The sequence below is a fragment of the Micromonospora sp. ABR4_055 genome, from assembly GCF_056160425.1.
In genome coordinates this window covers 1-15475 of sequence record NZ_JBSWXD010000158.1, presented here as the reverse complement: position 1 = coordinate 15475, position 15475 = coordinate 1, and the positions used below count along the sequence as shown (strand labels likewise).

The following is a 15475-nucleotide window of genomic DNA, read 5'->3' as shown; positions in this document are numbered from 1 at the left end:
CTCCCCCCCCCCCATCCCGCCTCTCCCCCCCCCCCCCCCCCCCCCCCCCCTCCTCCCCCCCCCCCCCCCCCCCCCCCCCCCCCCCCCCGACACCGCAGCGGCACGACGGCGTTCAGAGCCAGCCGTTGCGCCGGAACGACCGGTACAGCACCAGTGAGATGCCCAGCATCAGGGCGAGCACGACCGGGTAGCCGAACTCCCAACCGGTCTCCGGCATGAACTCGAAGTTCATCCCGTAGATGCCGGCCAACGCGGTCCACACCGCGGCGATACCGGCCCAGGCGGCGATCTTGCGCATGTCGTTGTTCTGCGCCACGGTCACCTGCGCCAGCCGGGCCTGCAGGATCGAGTTCAGCAGGTCGTCGTACGCGTTGACCTGCTCCACCACCCGGCTGAGGTGGTCCTGCACGTCCCGGAAGTAACGGCGGATTTCGGCCGGCACGTCATCGTTGATCTCGGCGGTCAGGGTCATCATCGGCCGCTGCAGCGGGGCGACGGTGCGCTTGAACTCCACCAGCTCCCGCTTCAGCTGGTAGATCTCGTGCACCTTGTCACTGGCCTCGGGCGAGAAGACGTCCGCCTCGACGGTGTCCAGGTCGGTCTCGATCCGGTCCACCACCTCCAGGTAGAGGTCCACCACCCGGTCGGTGATCGCGTACGCCACCGCCCACGGCCCCTGCACCATCAGGTCCCGGTTGCGTTCCAGGTCGGCCCGCACCGGCGCCAGCCGGCAGGCGTCGCCGTGCCGCACGCTGATCACGAAACCCTGCCCGATGAACAGCATCACCTGGCCGGTCTCCACCACCTCCGAGTCGCCGGTCAGCTTCTCGTGGTCGACGTACCGGGCGGTTCGCAGCACCAGGAAGTTGACCTCGCCGAACTGCTCCAGCTTGGGCCGCTGCTCGGCCTTGACCGCGTCCTCCACGGCCAGCTCGTGCAGCCCGTAGGTGTCGGCGATGCCGGCCATCTCGGCCAGGCTCGGCTCGTGCAGCCCCAGCCAGACGAACGCGTTGCGCTCCCGGCGGGCGGTCGCCAGCGCCTCGGGATGCTGCCACGAGCCCGGCTGGCGGATGCCGTCGATGTAGAGCGCGCAGTCGACCACCCCACTGCGTTCCTCAACCGACGACGGGTCCGGCGCGAGCGGGGTCTCGGTCGAGGTGAGCATCCGGCTGACCGCCCGGACCGGGGCCGTCCAGGCCCGCGACAACGCGCGGCTGCTCCCGCCGTCCGGCCACCGCTGCTGCCCACGGTCCTGGTCCGCCATCCGCCCGTCTCCTTCCCGGCACCCCGGCACCCGCCCGGCCGAAGCCGGCAGAGACGCCGGCCGGCTACCCCGCGCGTACCTCGTCGATCGCGGCCGCCAACCGGCGTACGCCTTCGTCGATCTGGTCGACGGTGACCGCCGAGTAGGCCAGCCGCAGCGCGTGTTCGCCGCCGTCGAGCAGGAAGTCACTGCCCTTGACCACCGCGACACCGCGCTGCGCGGCCGCCGGCACCAGCGCGTCCACCGCCACGTCGTCAGGCAGGTCGACCCAGAGGAAGTACCCGCCGTCCGGCTCGGTGAACCGTACCCCCGGGATGTGCTTGCGCAACGACTCGGCCAGCACCCGGGCGCGCTCGGCCAGCGCGGTACGCACCGTGGTGATCGACCGGTCCAGGTCGCCGGAGACGCAGAACTGGTGCACGATCGCCTGGGCCACCATGCCCGGTGAGATGTACAGGTTGGTGGCGCGCGCCGCGATCTCCTTGATCAGCCCGGCGGCGCCGACCAGGTAACCGACCCGCACACCCGGGCAGACCGTCTTGGTGAAGCTGGAGGCGTGCACCACCACGCCGGCGGTGTCCAGCGACAGCATCGACGGCAGCGCCTCGCCGCGGAACCGGATGTCGGCGTACGGGTCGTCCTCGAAGATGGTGAACCCGAACTCGACCGCAAGCTCCAGCAACGCCCGCCGCTTCGGCAGCGACAGCGTCACCCCGGCCGGGTTCTGGTAGTTCGGGATGACGTGCGCCAGCCGCGGCCGCACCCCGGACTCCAGGAGCTTGCGCAGCTCGTCGGTGTCCAGCCCGTCCGGCTGCAGCGTCACCGGGTGCACCTCGGCACCGAGCTGACGCAGGTTGAGCAGCGTCCGGTCGTACGTCGGCCGCTCCACCACCACCGCGTCGCCCGGCTTCACCAGGTGGTCGAAGAGAAACGCGTCGGCCTGCAGCGACCCGTTGGTCACCAGCACCTGCTCCGGCGCGACCCGGTGCTTGTCGGCGATCCAGCGGCGCAACGGAACGTAGCCGACGGAAGTGCCATAGGCGGTCACCCCGGCCGGGTCGGCGTCGAAGGCCCGGCCGGCGGCGGCCTTCAGCCCGTCGACGTCGACGATGTCCAGCGAGGGCGCCCCACGGGCGAACGAGATCAGCTGCTCGGCGCTCATGGGTGCCAGCGTACGACCTGCCCGGCCGATCACCGTCGGCTGGTGCGGCAGCACACATGCTGGTCCTGGTTCTTCCCCCGGGGTGCTCGCTAGGGTCACAGGCGTGTCCGCCCCACCCCCCGACCGTGCGGCAGCCAGCGAACCGCTGCGCTGCGTCGCGGCGTTGATCGTCGACGACGACGGCCGGATCTTCTTCCAGCGCCGCTCGCCGCAGCGTCGACTGTTCCCCGACACCTGGGACATCGCCGGCGGCCACCTCGAAGCCGGCGAGACGCCGATCGAAGCCCTGCACCGGGAGGTACGCGAGGAGACCGGGTGGACCGTCTCCCACATCCTCGCCGAGGTCGGTGAGTACGCCTACGTCGGCAACGACGGCATCGCCAGGGTCGAGCTCGACTATCTGGTACGGGTCGACGGTGACCTGGCCAATCCGCAGCTCGAAGCCGGCAAGCACACCGAGTTCCGCTGGCTCGCCGCCGACGCGCTCGACGTGCTCGACGAATCGGCTCACGTCAACGACGGGCTGATCCGGCGGATCGCCGAGAACGGCTTCGCCGTACTGCGCTCCCTGAGCCTGTGAGCGCCGGCGACCAGCTGTGGCTGCCCGGTCACCAGTGCGCGGCGCTCACCGCCCCCGTCGTCGACCGGGTGCACCGGGCCGCGATGGCCGCCGCCGACACCGCCGGGGCCGAGCTGCGTCAGCGGTACGGCGGTCCGGCCGCCGTCGGCTACCTGGTCGACCTGCGGACCCGGCTGGCCGCGCCGGCCGGCCTGGTCGACGCCGCCGGGTTCGCCGCCGTCACCCGCTACCAGGACGCGGCGAGCTGTCAGCGGGTGCTGGACAAGCAGGTCGCGTACGGGATGCTGGTGCGCCATCCGGACGGGGCGTTGCGGGCCACCGAACGTGGCGGCGCCTTCCTAACCGACCTGTACGGGCTGCACGCCACGGTCACCGGACAGATCTGGGGTGCCGAGCACGCGGCCCGGCTGGCCCGGCTGGTCGAACTGACCGGCCGACTGCTGGCCGCCGCGCTGGCCGGCACCGGCGACGCCGGCCCGGACACCGGCCACACCGGTGCCGGCCCGGACACCGACACCGGCGGGCAGGACGCGTTCCGCGCGGTCGCCCCGCCGTACGAGCCGGAGGGCACCCCGGCCGGGGTGCTGCTACTCAACCGGCTCACCGTGCTGCGCTACCACCGGGCCGACGCGCACGCCGCCGCCTGGACCGCCGCCGGGCACACCGCCCGCAGCATCGTCGACCTGCCGCCCGGCCCGGCCCGGCTGGCCATCGAGCAGGAGACCGACCGCCGGGCCGCCGGCCCGTACCAGTCGCTGGAGCCAGAGCAGCGGTTGACGCTGCTCGCCGACCTCGCCGCGCTTCCCGGCTGATGCCGCTATCCTCCACCGGTACCCCACCCACCCCTCACCAGGAGGACCGTCTGATGATCGGTCTCGTGCTCGCTGCCGGAGCGGGACGGCGGCTGCGGCCGTACACCGACACTCTGCCGAAAGCGCTGGTACCGGTCGACGGGGAGACCACGATCCTGGACATCGGGCTGCGCAACCTCGCCGCCGCCGGGCTCACCGACGTGGTCGTCGTCGTCGGCTACGCCGCGGACGCGGTCCGGACCCGGCAGGCCGACCTGCAGGACCGCCACGGAGTGAAACTGACCCTGGTCGACAACGACCGCGCCGAGGAATGGAACAACGCGTACTCGCTGTGGCTGGCGCGGGAGCACTTCGCCGCCGGTGCCCTGCTGGTCAACGGCGACACCGTGCACCCGGCCAGCGTCGAGCAGACGCTGCTGGCCGGGCGCGGGCCGGGCATCCTGCTCGCCGTCGACACGGTCAAGAAGCTCGCCGACGAGGAGATGAAGGTCGTCTTCGACGACGCCGGGCAGCTGACCCGGATCACCAAGCTGATGGATCCGGCGCAGGCGCACGGCGAGTACATCGGCGCGACGCTGATCGAGGCGTCGGCCGCCGCCGGGCTCGCCGAGGCGCTGGAGGCGACCTGGCGGCGCGACCCCAACCTCTACTACGAGGACGGCTACCAGGAGTACGCCGACCGTGGCGGTGAGGTGCGGGCAGCGCCGATCGGCGACGTCGACTGGGTCGAGGTGGACAACCACGACGACCTGATCAAGGCGCGGGACATCGCATGCCGCTACTAGCCCGTACCGTGCACACCCCGCTCGCCATCGACGTGCGCCGGGGTGCCGTCGCCGGCCTGGGCGCGCTGCTCGCCGACCGCCGGATCTCCGCCGGCGGCGAGGTCGCCGTGGTGGTCGGCCCCGGCCAGGGCGAGCGGATCGCCGAGCTGATCGCTCCCGGGCTCGGCCGGGCCGACGTCTTCACCGTCGCCGGTGGCACCCTGGAGGCCGCCCACGAGCTGGGCGAGAAGCTGCGGCAACGCTCCTACGACGCGGTCGTCGGCATCGGCGGCGGCAAGACCATCGACACCGCCAAGTACGCCGCCTCCCGGTACGCCGTACCGATGGTGAGCGTGGCGACCAGCCTGGCCAACGACGGGATCGCCTCCCCGGTGGCGTCGCTGGACCACGACGGCGGACGTGGGTCGTACGGCGTGCACATCCCGCTGGCGATCGTGGTCGATCTGGACTTCGTCTCCGACGGCCCGGACCGGCAGACCCGGGCCGGCGTCGGGGACGCGCTGAGCAACCTCAGCGCGGTCGCCGACTGGGAGTTGGCGCACGCGGTCCGCGACGAGCCGATCGACGGTCTCGCCGTGACGCTGGCCCGCACCGGGGCGGAGGCGCTGATCAGCCATCCGGGCGGGCTCGGCGACGACGCGTTTCTGACCACCCTCGCCGAGGCGTTGATCCTGGGCGGGATCGCGATGGCGGTGTGCGGGTCGAGCCGGCCGGCCAGCGGCGGCTGTCACGAGATCTCGCACGCCCTCGACCTGCTGCATCCCGGGGCCGGTTCGCACGGCGAGCAGGTCGGGCTGGGTGCGCTGTTCTGTACCTTCCTGCGCGGGGACCGGCTGCGGTTCGGGCAGTTGGCGGCGGCGCTGCGCCGGCACGGGCTGCCGGTGCGCCCCGCTGACCTGGGGCTGACCGACGACGACTTCGTCGCCGCCGTGCTGCACGCCCCGCACACCCGGCCGGACCGGTACACCATCCTGGAACACCTGCACCTCGGTGCGGATGCCGTCCGGGGGCGGCTGGCAGAATACCTCGATGCCCTCAGCATGCCTTCAAGGTGAACAAACAGTGTCTACCCCGTTCCTGAAAGCCTTCTTTCAGGCAAACAGAGGGGGTGGGCTGTTCAGCGAGGCGGTCAGCCAGCGGCTGGGGGCGGTGTTCGCGTACGCCGCCGCCCGGCTGCGGTTGGCACCGACCGTGCTGACGGTGGCGAACCTGCTGCTCGGGCTGGCCGCGTCGGTAACGGTGATCGCGACCGCCGACGCGGTGGCCGACGGCTCCGTCCCGGCCTGGCTGATCGGGCTGGTCGCGCTGGTCGGCTGGCAGATCGCGTACGCGCTGGACTGCGCCGACGGGCAGTTGGCCCGGGTGACCGGGCAGACCAGCGCGGCCGGGGCCCGGGTCGACGTGCTCTGCGACGTGGCCGCGCAGATCGCGCTGGTCACGGCGCTGTCCGCGGTGGCGGTGGCGCAACTGCCGGAGACCCCGGTGTGGCTGCTCGCGGCGTTCGCCGGCACCTGGATGGTGAACCTGGTGACCTCGGTGATGCAGGCCGGCCCGAACGCGGCCAGCATGGTCACCTCGACCTCGCTGCCCGTACGGCTGGTGAAGCTGATCCGCGACTACGGCGCGGTGATCTTCGTCGCCGGGTTGGTGCTGACCGTCGCTCCGGTGCTGACGGTCTGGCTGATCGCCGCGTTCACTCTGGTCAACGGCGGTTTCCTGCTGGCCAGCATCACCTTCTCGGCCCGCGCCGCCCTACGCTGACCGACCCTCACGGGCCGGAAGATCGATCTTGGTGGCGGGTCAAGTGATCCTGGTGGTGACCGCCTCGTAGATCGCGAGGTGCTGCTTCATCACCACGTCGGGGTGGAAGGTCGTCTCGTAGCGGGTGCGGGCGACGCCGGCCAGCGCGGCGGCGCTGGCGCGGGCGACCGGCAGGGCGGCGGCAAGTGCGGCAGTCTCCGGCGGCACCACCCAGCCGGCAGCGGCGCCGGTGCCAGCATGGCCAGCCGCGTCGGCGCCGATCAGGTAGGGGATGCCGCCGAGGGCGGTGCCGAGCACCGGCCGGCCGCTGGCCAACGCCTCGATCACCACGGTCGGCAGGACGTCGTGCCAGGTGGAGACGGCCAGCACCACGGCGCTGGCGCGCAGCGCGTCGCGTACCGCTGATCTGTCCAGCGGGCCGAGGAAGTCTATGTCGGCGCGGCCGGCGGCGGCCGAGGTGACGAGCGGCCGCAGCTCGCCGTCGCCGCCGATGCGCAGTGTGCCGAGCGACCCGTCCGGGTGCCGCTGCCAGGCGTCGAGCAGCAGGCCGATGCCCTTCTCCGGGGTGAGCCGACCGAGAAAGAGGAAGCCGTCGCCGAGCGGGGCGGGCGGCCCGGGATCGGCGATCGCGTTCGGCTTGACCACGACCCGCTCGTCGGGGACGCCGTAGTCGCGCAGGTGCCCGGCGACCGCCGAGGTGAGCGCGATGAACCGGTCGACCGACCGCCAGGTGGGCCGGTGCAGCGCCAGGGTCGCCGCCATCACCGCGCTCTGCGCCCGGGAACCCCGGTAGCAGCGGTGCACCACCCCGGGCAGGCCGATCGCCCGGCCCCGGCACTCGGTGCAGATCCGGCCGTCGCGGAAGTACAGCCCGGCCGAGCAGACCTGCCGGTAGTTGTGCACGGTGTGCACCACCGGCACCCGATGCCGGTGCGCGGTGCGGATCGCCCAGGGCGAGATCAGCGGGTACGGGTTGTGCAGGTGCAGCACGTCCGGCCGGTGCTCGGCGAGCAGCCGGTCCAGGTCGCGTTGGGCGGCCGGGGCGTAGCTGGGCGAGATCGGCAGCAGCGTCTTGCCGGTGGCCGGCAGCGCCGGAATGTCGTCGGAGCTGCGCAGGAACGGGATCACCTCGACGCCGGCGGCGGTGAGCTGGTCGATCTCGCTGTCGACGATGACGTTCTCGCCGGACGGCTGGGCCTGCCGGTATCGGTTGTGCGCCACGACGACTCTCACCGGTCAACCCTCCTGCTCGACGTCGTCAGACGCTACCGTCTAGGACGTGCCCGAGTTGCCGGAGGTACAGGCGCTCGCGGCCTACCTGCGCCAGCGCGCGGTCGGCCGTCGGGTCGAGCGTGTCGAGGTGTCGGCGATCAACGCGCTCAAGACGTACGATCCGCCGCCGTCGGCGGCCGCCGGCGCGGCGGTGACCGACGCCGGCCGGCACGGCAAGTTCCTCAACGTCACGTTCGGCGCGACGGCCGGCGGGGCGGAGCTGCACCTGCTGGTACATCTGGCGCGGGCCGGCTGGCTGCACTACCGGGAGTCGTTTCCCTCGGCCGCGCCGTTGAAGCCGGGCAAGGGGCCGATCGCCGTACGGGTCCGCCTCGACGACGGCTCGGGCTTCGACCTGACCGAGGCCGGTACGCAGAAGAAGCTGGCCGCGTACCTGGTGACCGATCCGGCGCAGGTGCCCGGGGTGGCCCGGCTGGGTCCGGACGCGCTCGCGGTGGACCCGGGCACCTTCGCGCAGCGGCTACGCAGTCGGCGGGGTCAGGTCAAGGGGGTGCTGACCGAGCAGGAGGTGCTGGCCGGCATCGGCAACGCGTACTCGGACGAGATCCTGCACACCGCGCGGTTGTCGCCGTTCGCGTTGACCAACCGGCTCACCGACGATCAGCTGGCGGGGTTGTATGAGGCGGCGCGGCGGGTGCTGACCGACGCGGTGGACCGGTCGGTGGGTCAGCGGGCGGCCGAGCTGAAGGGCGAGAAGCGCTCGGGGATGCGGGTGCACGGTCGAACCGGCCTTCCCTGCCCTGTTTGCGGCGACCAGGTGAGAGATGTCTCTTTTGCAGATTCGAGCCTGCAGTACTGCCCCACCTGCCAGACCGGCGGCCGCCCACTCGCTGACCGACGGTTGTCCCGTCTTGTGCGTTAGGTGACGAAATGGGGCGCAGAAGTCTGTACGCCCCGCGCCACGGCGATCTGCACCACAAAGGAGACTTCCTCGGGGACGATCCATCGGTATAGTGGCCCGGTCCCAATGCTCAACACCACCGGAACCGCCGGTCCCCACCGTTCGGCCCGGGGGGCGTAAAGTCACTCGGGTTACCGTCCGTGTACGGGCGCCGTGAGAGACTGAGCTGGTGGGCGAGCCAAGCCTTCACGGAGAGTAGGCGGCACGTGTCACGCGGGAGGACGTGGGTGAGGTGACAACAAGCCTCCAGCGCCCGGTAACCAACACCAGCCGGAGCAACAGGGTGCGCCACGTCGACAGCTTCGAGATCCAACCGCCGACGCCGACACCGACCAACGGCGTACCCCGGTCCGCCTGGGCCCGGGCACGGCGTCGCGCGTCGCGCTGGCACCGTCCGTACACCGCGGCCCTGCTCGCGCTGGACTTCGCGGCGGCGGTGCTGGCCAGCTACCTGTCGATCTCGCTGTTCGAGAAGGCCACCTCCGGGTTCTCCGACGCCGACGTGGACGCCACCTGGTTCCACACGGTCACCTACCTGCTGCTGCCGCTCGGCTGGGTGGTGGTGCTCTGGGGCACCGGCTCCTACGACCGGCGCTACCTCGGGCTCGGCACCGACGAGTTCAAGCGGGTGCTGCGCGGTGGGGTGACGGTCGCCGCCAGCGTCTCGTTCCTCGCCTTCGCCACCAAGACCGACCTGTCCCGGCTCTCGGTGGCCACCGCGCTGCTCGGCGCGCTGGCGTTCATCCTGATGGTCCGCTTCCTCGCCCGGTACGCCCTGCACGTACTGCGTCGGCGGATCGGGCAGGCCACGCACCGGATGGTGCTGGTCGGCACCCTGCCGGAGACCCTGGAGGTCTTCACGGCGGTGACCCGTAGTCCCGCCGCCGGGCTGATGCCGGTCGCGATCCACCTCACCGACGGCTACGCGGCGGCCCGGGGTCTCGAGACCCCGGTGCCGGTGTACGCCGGCCGCAACGTCCTCGCGCTGGTCCGGGAGGTCGGCGCGGACACCATCGCGGTCTGCGGCTCGGCCAGCTCCGAGCCGGGCGAGCTGCGCCGGCTCGCCTGGCAGCTGGAGGGCAGCGGGATCGACCTGGTGGTCGCACCGCAGCTGACCGACATCGCCGGTCCACGGGTGCACATCCGGCCGATCGAAGGTCTGCCGCTGCTGCACGTCGAGGAGCCCACCCTGTCCGGGCTGGGCTGGCTGGCCAAGAACCTGCTGGACCGGGTGGCCGCCGGGCTGGGTCTGATCATGCTGGCGCCACTGTTCCTGGCCGTGGCGATCGCGATCCGGTTCTCCGACCGGGGCCCGGTCTTCTTCCGGCAGCCCCGGGTCGGCCACGAGGGCCGGGTGTTCCGCGTCTGGAAGTTCCGGACCATGTACGTCGACGCCGAGGAGCGGCTCGCCTCGCTGGTCGACCAGAACGAGACCGACGGCATGCTGTTCAAGATTCGCAACGATCCGCGGGTCTTCCCGATCGGCCGCTTCCTGCGGGCCAGCTCGATCGACGAGCTGCCCCAGCTGATCAACGTGCTCAAGGGCGAGATGTCGCTGGTCGGGCCGCGGCCGCTGCCCGCCGACGACGGTGACTTCCTCGGCGACGTCCGGCGGCGGCTGCTGGTCCGGCCCGGGATGACCGGGCTGTGGCAGGTCTCCGGCCGGTCCGACCTGTCCTGGGACGAAGCGGTCCGGCTGGACCTCTACTACGTCGACAACTGGTCGCTGACCTACGACCTGAGCATCCTGTGGCGCACCATCGGCGTCGTGCTGGCCCGCAAGGGTGCCTACTGACCGATCCCGGATGCCGACGGATGACAGAAAGTCCGTCGAAAGCGGGCAGCCGACCGCTGACCGACCGATCGTCGCCTTCCGCTTGGCAGCACCGCCGGTAGCGGACAAGATCTGTCCGTGGCGGCAAACCTATCCGCACCACTGGCGGTCCTGGCTCTGGTGACCGCGCTGGCCGCCGCGGTGTACGCGGTCGTCCGGCTGCGCGCCCGGCGCGGGATCGCCACCGCGACGCAGCGGGCGACGTACCAGGTCCTGCACACCGCCGGCCTGGCCGCCGAACCGCTGCGCAACGGACTGGGCGCAGCCGACGCGGCCAAGGCGGTCCGGCACCTGCGGGCACTGGTCGGCGCCCCGGGCGCGGCGCTGACCGGCAGCGAGGCGGTGCTCGCGTTCGACGGCCGCGGCCAGCACCACGCCGACCAGTTCACCGCCGCCGCCCAGCGGGCGTTCGACGCCGGCCGATCCCTCGTGCTGACCGCCCGGGACCTGCCCTGTGACCGGCCCGACTGTCTGGTGCGTGGGGCCGTCGTCGCCCCGCTCACCGGGCCGGACGACGGCGCCACCGTCGCGCTGGTCGCGGTGGTCGACGACGATCCGGCACCAGGGCTGGTGCAGGCGACCCTGGAGACCGCCCGGTGGGCCGGCAGCCAACTGGCGCTGGCCGAGCTGGACTCGTCGCGGGAACGGCTGGCCAGGGCCGAGGTGCGGGCACTGCGGGCGCAGATCAGCCCGCACTTCATCTACAACGCGCTGACCGCGATCGCGTCGTTCGTCCGCACCGACCCGGAACGGGCCCGGGATCTGATCCTGGAGTTCGCCGAGTTCACCCGCTACTCGTTCCGGGCGCACGGCGAGTTCACCACGCTGGCCGAGGAGCTGCGGTCGATCGACCGCTACCTGACCATCGAACGGGCCCGGTTCGGCGAACGGCTCCAGGTCCGGCTGCAGATCGCCCCGGAGGTGCTGCCGGTCCATCTGCCCTTCCTCTGCCTGCAGCCACTGGTGGAGAATGCGGTACGGCACGGGCTGTCCCGCAAACCTGGGCTCGGCACGGTCAGCATCGAGGCGCGCGACGCCGGGACCGAGTGCCACATCACCGTCGAGGACGACGGGGTGGGGATGGACCCGGCGGTGCTGACCGCCGGCGCCGACCCGGTACGTCGCGGCGCCGACCCGGCCGACGACGCCGGCCAGCACGTCGGCCTGTCGAACGTCGACGAACGGCTGCGCTCGGTCTTCGGCGACGAGTTCGGGCTGGTGGTGGAGACGGCGGTGGGAGCGGGTACGAAGGTGAGCATGCGGGTGCCGAAGTTCCACCCCGACGTACGACCTGGGGCGGGCGCGACCGGCCGGTGGGAGGTGCTGTCGTGACCCCGTTCCTCCGGGTGCTCGCGGTGGACGACGAACCCCCCGCCCTCGACGAACTGGCGTACCTGCTGCGGGCCGACCCCCGGGTGGCCCGGCTGCACACCGCCGCCGACGCCACCGAGGCGCTGCGGGTGCTGCGCGACACCGACGTCGACGCCGTCTTCCTCGACATCCGGATGCCCGGGCTGGACGGTATGGAGCTGGCCCGGGTGCTGCGCCGGTTCGCCCGGCCACCGGCGATCGTCTTCGTCACCGCGTACGACGACGCCGCGGTCGACGCCTTCGACCTCGGTGTCACCGACTACGTCCGCAAGCCGGTACGCGCGGAGCGGCTGGCCGAGTCGGTCCGCCGGGTGCTGACCGCCCGGGTGGTGCCGACCCATCCGGCGGCAATCGCCCGCAACGAGGAGGACCCGGCGATCCCGGTGGAGCTGGCCGGGACCACCCGGATGCTGCCCCGGTCGGCGGTGCGCTGGGTGGAGGCGCAGGGCGACTACGCCCGGCTGCACACGGCCGACGGCTCGCACCTGGTCCGGGTGCCGCTGGCCACCCTCGGCGAACGCTGGGCCGACGCCGGCTTCGTCCGCATCCACCGGTCGTTCCTGGTCCAGCTCCGGCTGATCACCGAGCTGCGGCTGGCCAACTCCGGGTACGTGGTGGTGATCGACGGCACCGAGCTGCCGGTCTCCCGACGACACACCCGGGAACTGAAGGACAAGCTGGTCCGGGCGGCCAAACACGACTGGAGCAGGTGACCGACGGCCAACCGGGCTCCCGCTAGGCGGCCCGGCGGCGGCGCAGTGTGGCGACCGCCGACCCGGCCAGTGTGAGCAGGCACTCAGGCAGCTGCCCGTCGGCCAGCGCGGCACCGAACAGCGCCTCCCCGGTCGAGTCGTCCGAGTTGGCGTACGCGCTGATGAACCTGGCCACCCACCGCGCGTCATAGCCCGCCTCGTCGATGCCGGGAAAGTCGAGGGCCCAGCCGCCGGCCGGTACGTCGTCGCCGACCATCGTCGCGGCCAGGCACCACGCGACGTCGTACGCCCCGGTGACCCCGCTGCGGTCCACCACCGCGTCGAAGACATCCGCTACGCCGTCGCTGTCACCGGCCAGGGCGGAGCGCAGGATCTCAGCCGCGTCGGTGAACGCCTCGTCGGCCCCATCGCGTCGGTCGGTCATGAGCCGAAGGGTAGGCGGCGAGGTCAAGGCGCCGGCCGGGTCGCCGTCACCGGCAGGACGGCCGACATCGCGTTCCAGCCGAGGAGGCGCTAAGGTGCCCTGCGGACCTTCGGCCGATGGAGGACGTCCCCATGCTCGTGTCACGCGGCTCCCGCACCGCCGCCCTGGCGTTCTGCGCAATCCTGCTGGTCGGCGCGGCGGGCTGCGCCGAACCGGCGGCCACCGAGGAGTCCCAGGTCAACTCGGTGCGGCTGTACGGCACCGACGGCAACATGAGCAACTCTTTCCGTGATGGCTTCGAAGGACAGACCGCGCTGCTGTCCGGGATGAAGGGCACCAGCCCGCTCACCCCGCTGTCGGACGACTTCATCAGCAGGCTGCGCACGGTCGACCGGCAACTCACCGACTTCCTGTACGCCGGCGAGGCGTACGACGCGGTGGTGATCAGCGCGCTCGCCACCCAGTTGGCCGGCAGCACCGACCCGACCGACATCGCCGCCCAGATCAACGGGGTGACCACCGGCGGTGAGCAGTGCGACGTCGTCGCAGTGTGCCTGGAGCTGGCCCGGGACGGGACGGACATCGCCTACCGGGGGGTCTCCCTGAAACGGGGTGGCTTCACCGACGTCGGTGAGCCGTCCACCGCCAGCTACGCCACCCTGCACTTCGACGGCGACGGCCAGATCAACGACGGCAAGACCGAGTTCGTCGGCGCCGGTGACGAGTCGACGACCACAACGGCCGCGCCGCCACCGGCCGAGCCGGAGACCTTCGCCACCCGCGCCGAGGCACCGCTGAAGCTGGGCGGCCTGCTGCCGCGCACCGGCGACCTGGCGTTGGCGTACCCGCCGTTGGCGGCCGGCGCGGCGCTCGCGGTCCGGGAGATCAACGAGTCCGGCGGGGTGCTCGGTGAGCCGGTCGAGTGGTTCGACGGCGACGACGGGACCAACCCGGATGTGGCCCGCCGGACAGTTGCCGGGCACGTCGACGAAGGGGTACACGTCATCATCGGCGCCGGTGCGTCCGGCGTCTCTCGCGAGGTGCTACCGGACGTGGCAGCCGCCGGGCTGATCCTGTTCTCGCCCAGCAACACCGACGCCGGGCTGAGCGAGGTCGACGACCAGGGGCTGTACTTTCGTACCGCGCCGTCGGACCTGCTGCAGGGGCGGGCGCTCGCCGACGTGATCCTGCGGGACGGGTCGCAGCGGATCGCGCTGGTGGCCCGCAAGGACTCGTACGGTGAGGGCCTGCAGGAGAACGTCCGGGCGGAGCTGGACCGGGCCGGGGTCGGACCGGACCGGCTCAAGCTGCTCAGCTACGAGCCGCCGGCCGGGGCGGACGCGCCGCCGGTGAACTTCGACAGTGAAGCCCAGGAGATCAAGGCGTTCGGCGCGGACGCGGTCCTGATCATCGGTTTCGCCGAGTCGGCCGAGGTGATCAAGTCGCTGGCTGCGGCCGGGCTGCCGATCGCCGAGTAGGACCCGCCCGGTAGCAGATCAGGCCGGCGGTCGCCAGGCCCCCGCCGGCCGGTCCGCCCAGCTGGCACTTTCTCGGGATCACAGGCAGGTTGCCGCTGCGTACGGTTCCTTTGTCAGCAGCCAGGACGATCTGCGGAAGAGGCGGCAGGATGAGTGAGTGGGTCGATCCGGCCCTCGGTGACGGGGCGGTCGAAGCGGAACAGGGACTGGGCCCGAGCGGCGACCCGGGCCACGACGATGCCGGCTACGAGCCGTACGGCGACGGTCCTTACAGCAGCGGGTCGTACACGATAGTCCAGCACAATCTTGACGGCTCCACCGACGTGCTGGTCGACCGGGACGGGGACGGCCTCGCCGACGTGGTCCTGCACGACAGCGACGGCGACGGGCTGGCGGAGCTCGCGTACGTCGACGGAGACGGGGACGGTCGGCTGGAGAGCATGCTGCGCGACTTCGACGGCGACGGGCGGGTCGACGAGGTCGGCACGGACACCAACGGCGACGGCTGGATCGACGCCGTCGCCACCGACACCGACGGGGACGGTCTGATCGACCAGGTGGCGGCCGACACCGATCACGACGGCCGGACGGACACCTGGGTCCAGGACACTGACTTCGACGGCCGGGCGGACCAGACGCTGCGCGACGCCGACCAGGACGGCGTGCCGGAGACGGTGACCTACCTGCACCCGACGGTCAACCCCTACGCGGCGAGGTGAGGCCGGGTCGCGACCGGGTCGCGACCGGCCGGATGGCACCCTACTGTCGACATCCGCAGCTGTTGTGACTGAGTGATGGAGGGACCTGGGATGACCGAGGCACAGGAGTCGGTGGAGACGCGCGGTGATGATCGCGTCGATCTACTCAAGGCCGACACCAACAACGACGGACAGACCGACGTCTGGGTGGTCGACACCGACGGCGACGGCAAGGCCGACATGTACCAGTTCGACACCGACGGGGACGGCAAGGTCGACATCACCATGGTCGATCTGGACGAGGACGGCACCCCGGACGAGGTGGTCGACGGCGACGGCGGACACCCGCCGGCGAGCTGAGTGCGGTACGCGTCGTGACGACAGCGGGGAGGCGGGAGT

Annotated in this window: 16 protein-coding genes; 12 read left to right on the top strand and 4 right to left on the bottom strand. The window is 71.9% G+C overall.

Translation table 11 applies throughout. The features are described from left to right. Positions 1-112 precede the first annotated feature (112 nt). Together corA and ACXAHD_RS26775 are read right to left on the bottom strand one after the other, a co-directional pair. The gene (gene corA / locus ACXAHD_RS26780) at positions 113-1165 is read right to left on the bottom strand and encodes a magnesium/cobalt transporter CorA (protein WP_281555783.1); all 1053 of its coding nucleotides are present in this window, start codon (positions 1163-1165) and stop codon (positions 113-115) included. Positions 1166-1328: 163 nt separating this feature from the next. Beyond that, a complete protein-coding gene (locus ACXAHD_RS26775; protein WP_281552570.1) occupies positions 1329-2426 on the bottom strand; it encodes an aminotransferase-like domain-containing protein in 1098 nt (365 codons plus the stop codon). Positions 2427-2529: 103 nt separating this feature from the next. On the opposite strand from ACXAHD_RS26775, the gene ACXAHD_RS26770 reads away from it, so the two are divergent. The 5 genes from ACXAHD_RS26770 to ACXAHD_RS26750 are packed head-to-tail and all read left to right on the top strand — an operon-like array spanning position 2530 to position 6364. Beyond that, positions 2530-3006 carry an NUDIX hydrolase gene (locus ACXAHD_RS26770; RefSeq protein ID WP_281552569.1) on the top strand — a complete coding sequence of 159 codons (477 nt, stop codon included), beginning with the start codon at positions 2530-2532 and terminating at the stop codon, positions 3004-3006. After that, complete coding sequence (locus tag ACXAHD_RS26765; RefSeq protein ID WP_475054025.1) at positions 3003-3818, top strand: hypothetical protein; 816 nt, start codon at positions 3003-3005, stop codon at positions 3816-3818. The genes ACXAHD_RS26770 and ACXAHD_RS26765 overlap by 4 nt, the downstream gene beginning before the upstream one ends. Before the next feature lie 53 nt (positions 3819-3871). Next, complete coding sequence (locus ACXAHD_RS26760) at positions 3872-4603, top strand: phosphocholine cytidylyltransferase family protein (protein ID WP_475054023.1); 732 nt, start codon at positions 3872-3874, stop codon at positions 4601-4603. Next, positions 4591-5658: an iron-containing alcohol dehydrogenase family protein gene (locus ACXAHD_RS26755; protein WP_281552566.1), complete on the top strand. Its 1068-nt coding sequence runs from the start codon at positions 4591-4593 to the stop codon at positions 5656-5658. Before ACXAHD_RS26760 ends, ACXAHD_RS26755 begins: the two co-directional genes overlap by 13 nt. 7 nt (positions 5659-5665) lie before the next feature. After that, the gene (locus ACXAHD_RS26750) at positions 5666-6364 is read left to right on the top strand and encodes a CDP-alcohol phosphatidyltransferase family protein (RefSeq protein ID WP_281552565.1); all 699 of its coding nucleotides are present in this window, start codon (positions 5666-5668) and stop codon (positions 6362-6364) included. 39 nt (positions 6365-6403) lie between these two features. Here ACXAHD_RS26750 and ACXAHD_RS26745 read toward each other — a convergent pair whose 3' ends face one another. Then, a complete protein-coding gene (locus tag ACXAHD_RS26745) occupies positions 6404-7597 on the bottom strand; it encodes a glycosyltransferase family 4 protein (protein WP_475054019.1) in 1194 nt (397 codons plus the stop codon). 46 nt (positions 7598-7643) lie between these two features. Between ACXAHD_RS26745 and ACXAHD_RS26740 the strand changes: the two genes are divergently transcribed. The 4 genes from ACXAHD_RS26740 (at position 7644) to ACXAHD_RS26725 (ending at position 12476) form a co-directional block, all read left to right on the top strand. Continuing rightward, on the top strand, positions 7644-8519 hold the full coding sequence (locus ACXAHD_RS26740) for a DNA-formamidopyrimidine glycosylase family protein (RefSeq protein ID WP_475054017.1): 876 nt from the start codon (positions 7644-7646) through the stop codon (positions 8517-8519). A gap of 322 nt (positions 8520-8841) precedes the next feature. After that, entirely contained in the window at positions 8842-10353 is a 1512-nt protein-coding gene (locus ACXAHD_RS26735) for a sugar transferase (protein ID WP_281552562.1), read from the top strand. A gap of 117 nt (positions 10354-10470) precedes the next feature. Beyond that, a complete protein-coding gene (locus ACXAHD_RS26730) occupies positions 10471-11724 on the top strand; it encodes a histidine kinase (RefSeq protein WP_281552561.1) in 1254 nt (417 codons plus the stop codon). Next, positions 11721-12476 carry a LytR/AlgR family response regulator transcription factor gene (locus ACXAHD_RS26725; protein WP_278172503.1) on the top strand — a complete coding sequence of 252 codons (756 nt, stop codon included), beginning with the start codon at positions 11721-11723 and terminating at the stop codon, positions 12474-12476. The genes ACXAHD_RS26730 and ACXAHD_RS26725 overlap by 4 nt, the downstream gene beginning before the upstream one ends. A 22-nt stretch (positions 12477-12498) precedes the next feature. Here ACXAHD_RS26725 and ACXAHD_RS26720 read toward each other — a convergent pair whose 3' ends face one another. Further along, complete coding sequence (locus ACXAHD_RS26720) at positions 12499-12900, bottom strand: hypothetical protein (protein WP_281552560.1); 402 nt, start codon at positions 12898-12900, stop codon at positions 12499-12501. 131 nt (positions 12901-13031) lie between these two features. Here ACXAHD_RS26720 and ACXAHD_RS26715 point away from each other — a divergent pair, with 131 nt between their 5' ends. From ACXAHD_RS26715 to ACXAHD_RS26705, 3 genes are all read left to right on the top strand, one after another. After that, positions 13032-14378, top strand: coding sequence for an ABC transporter substrate-binding protein (locus ACXAHD_RS26715; RefSeq protein ID WP_281552559.1), 1347 nt, complete (start codon positions 13032-13034; stop codon positions 14376-14378). A 149-nt stretch (positions 14379-14527) separates the two neighbouring features. After that, positions 14528-15097 carry a hypothetical protein gene (locus ACXAHD_RS26710; protein WP_281552558.1) on the top strand — a complete coding sequence of 190 codons (570 nt, stop codon included), beginning with the start codon at positions 14528-14530 and terminating at the stop codon, positions 15095-15097. Between the two features lie 90 nt (positions 15098-15187). Next, positions 15188-15436: a hypothetical protein gene (locus tag ACXAHD_RS26705; protein WP_278172509.1), complete on the top strand. Its 249-nt coding sequence runs from the start codon at positions 15188-15190 to the stop codon at positions 15434-15436. Positions 15437-15475: the final 39 nt, after the last annotated feature.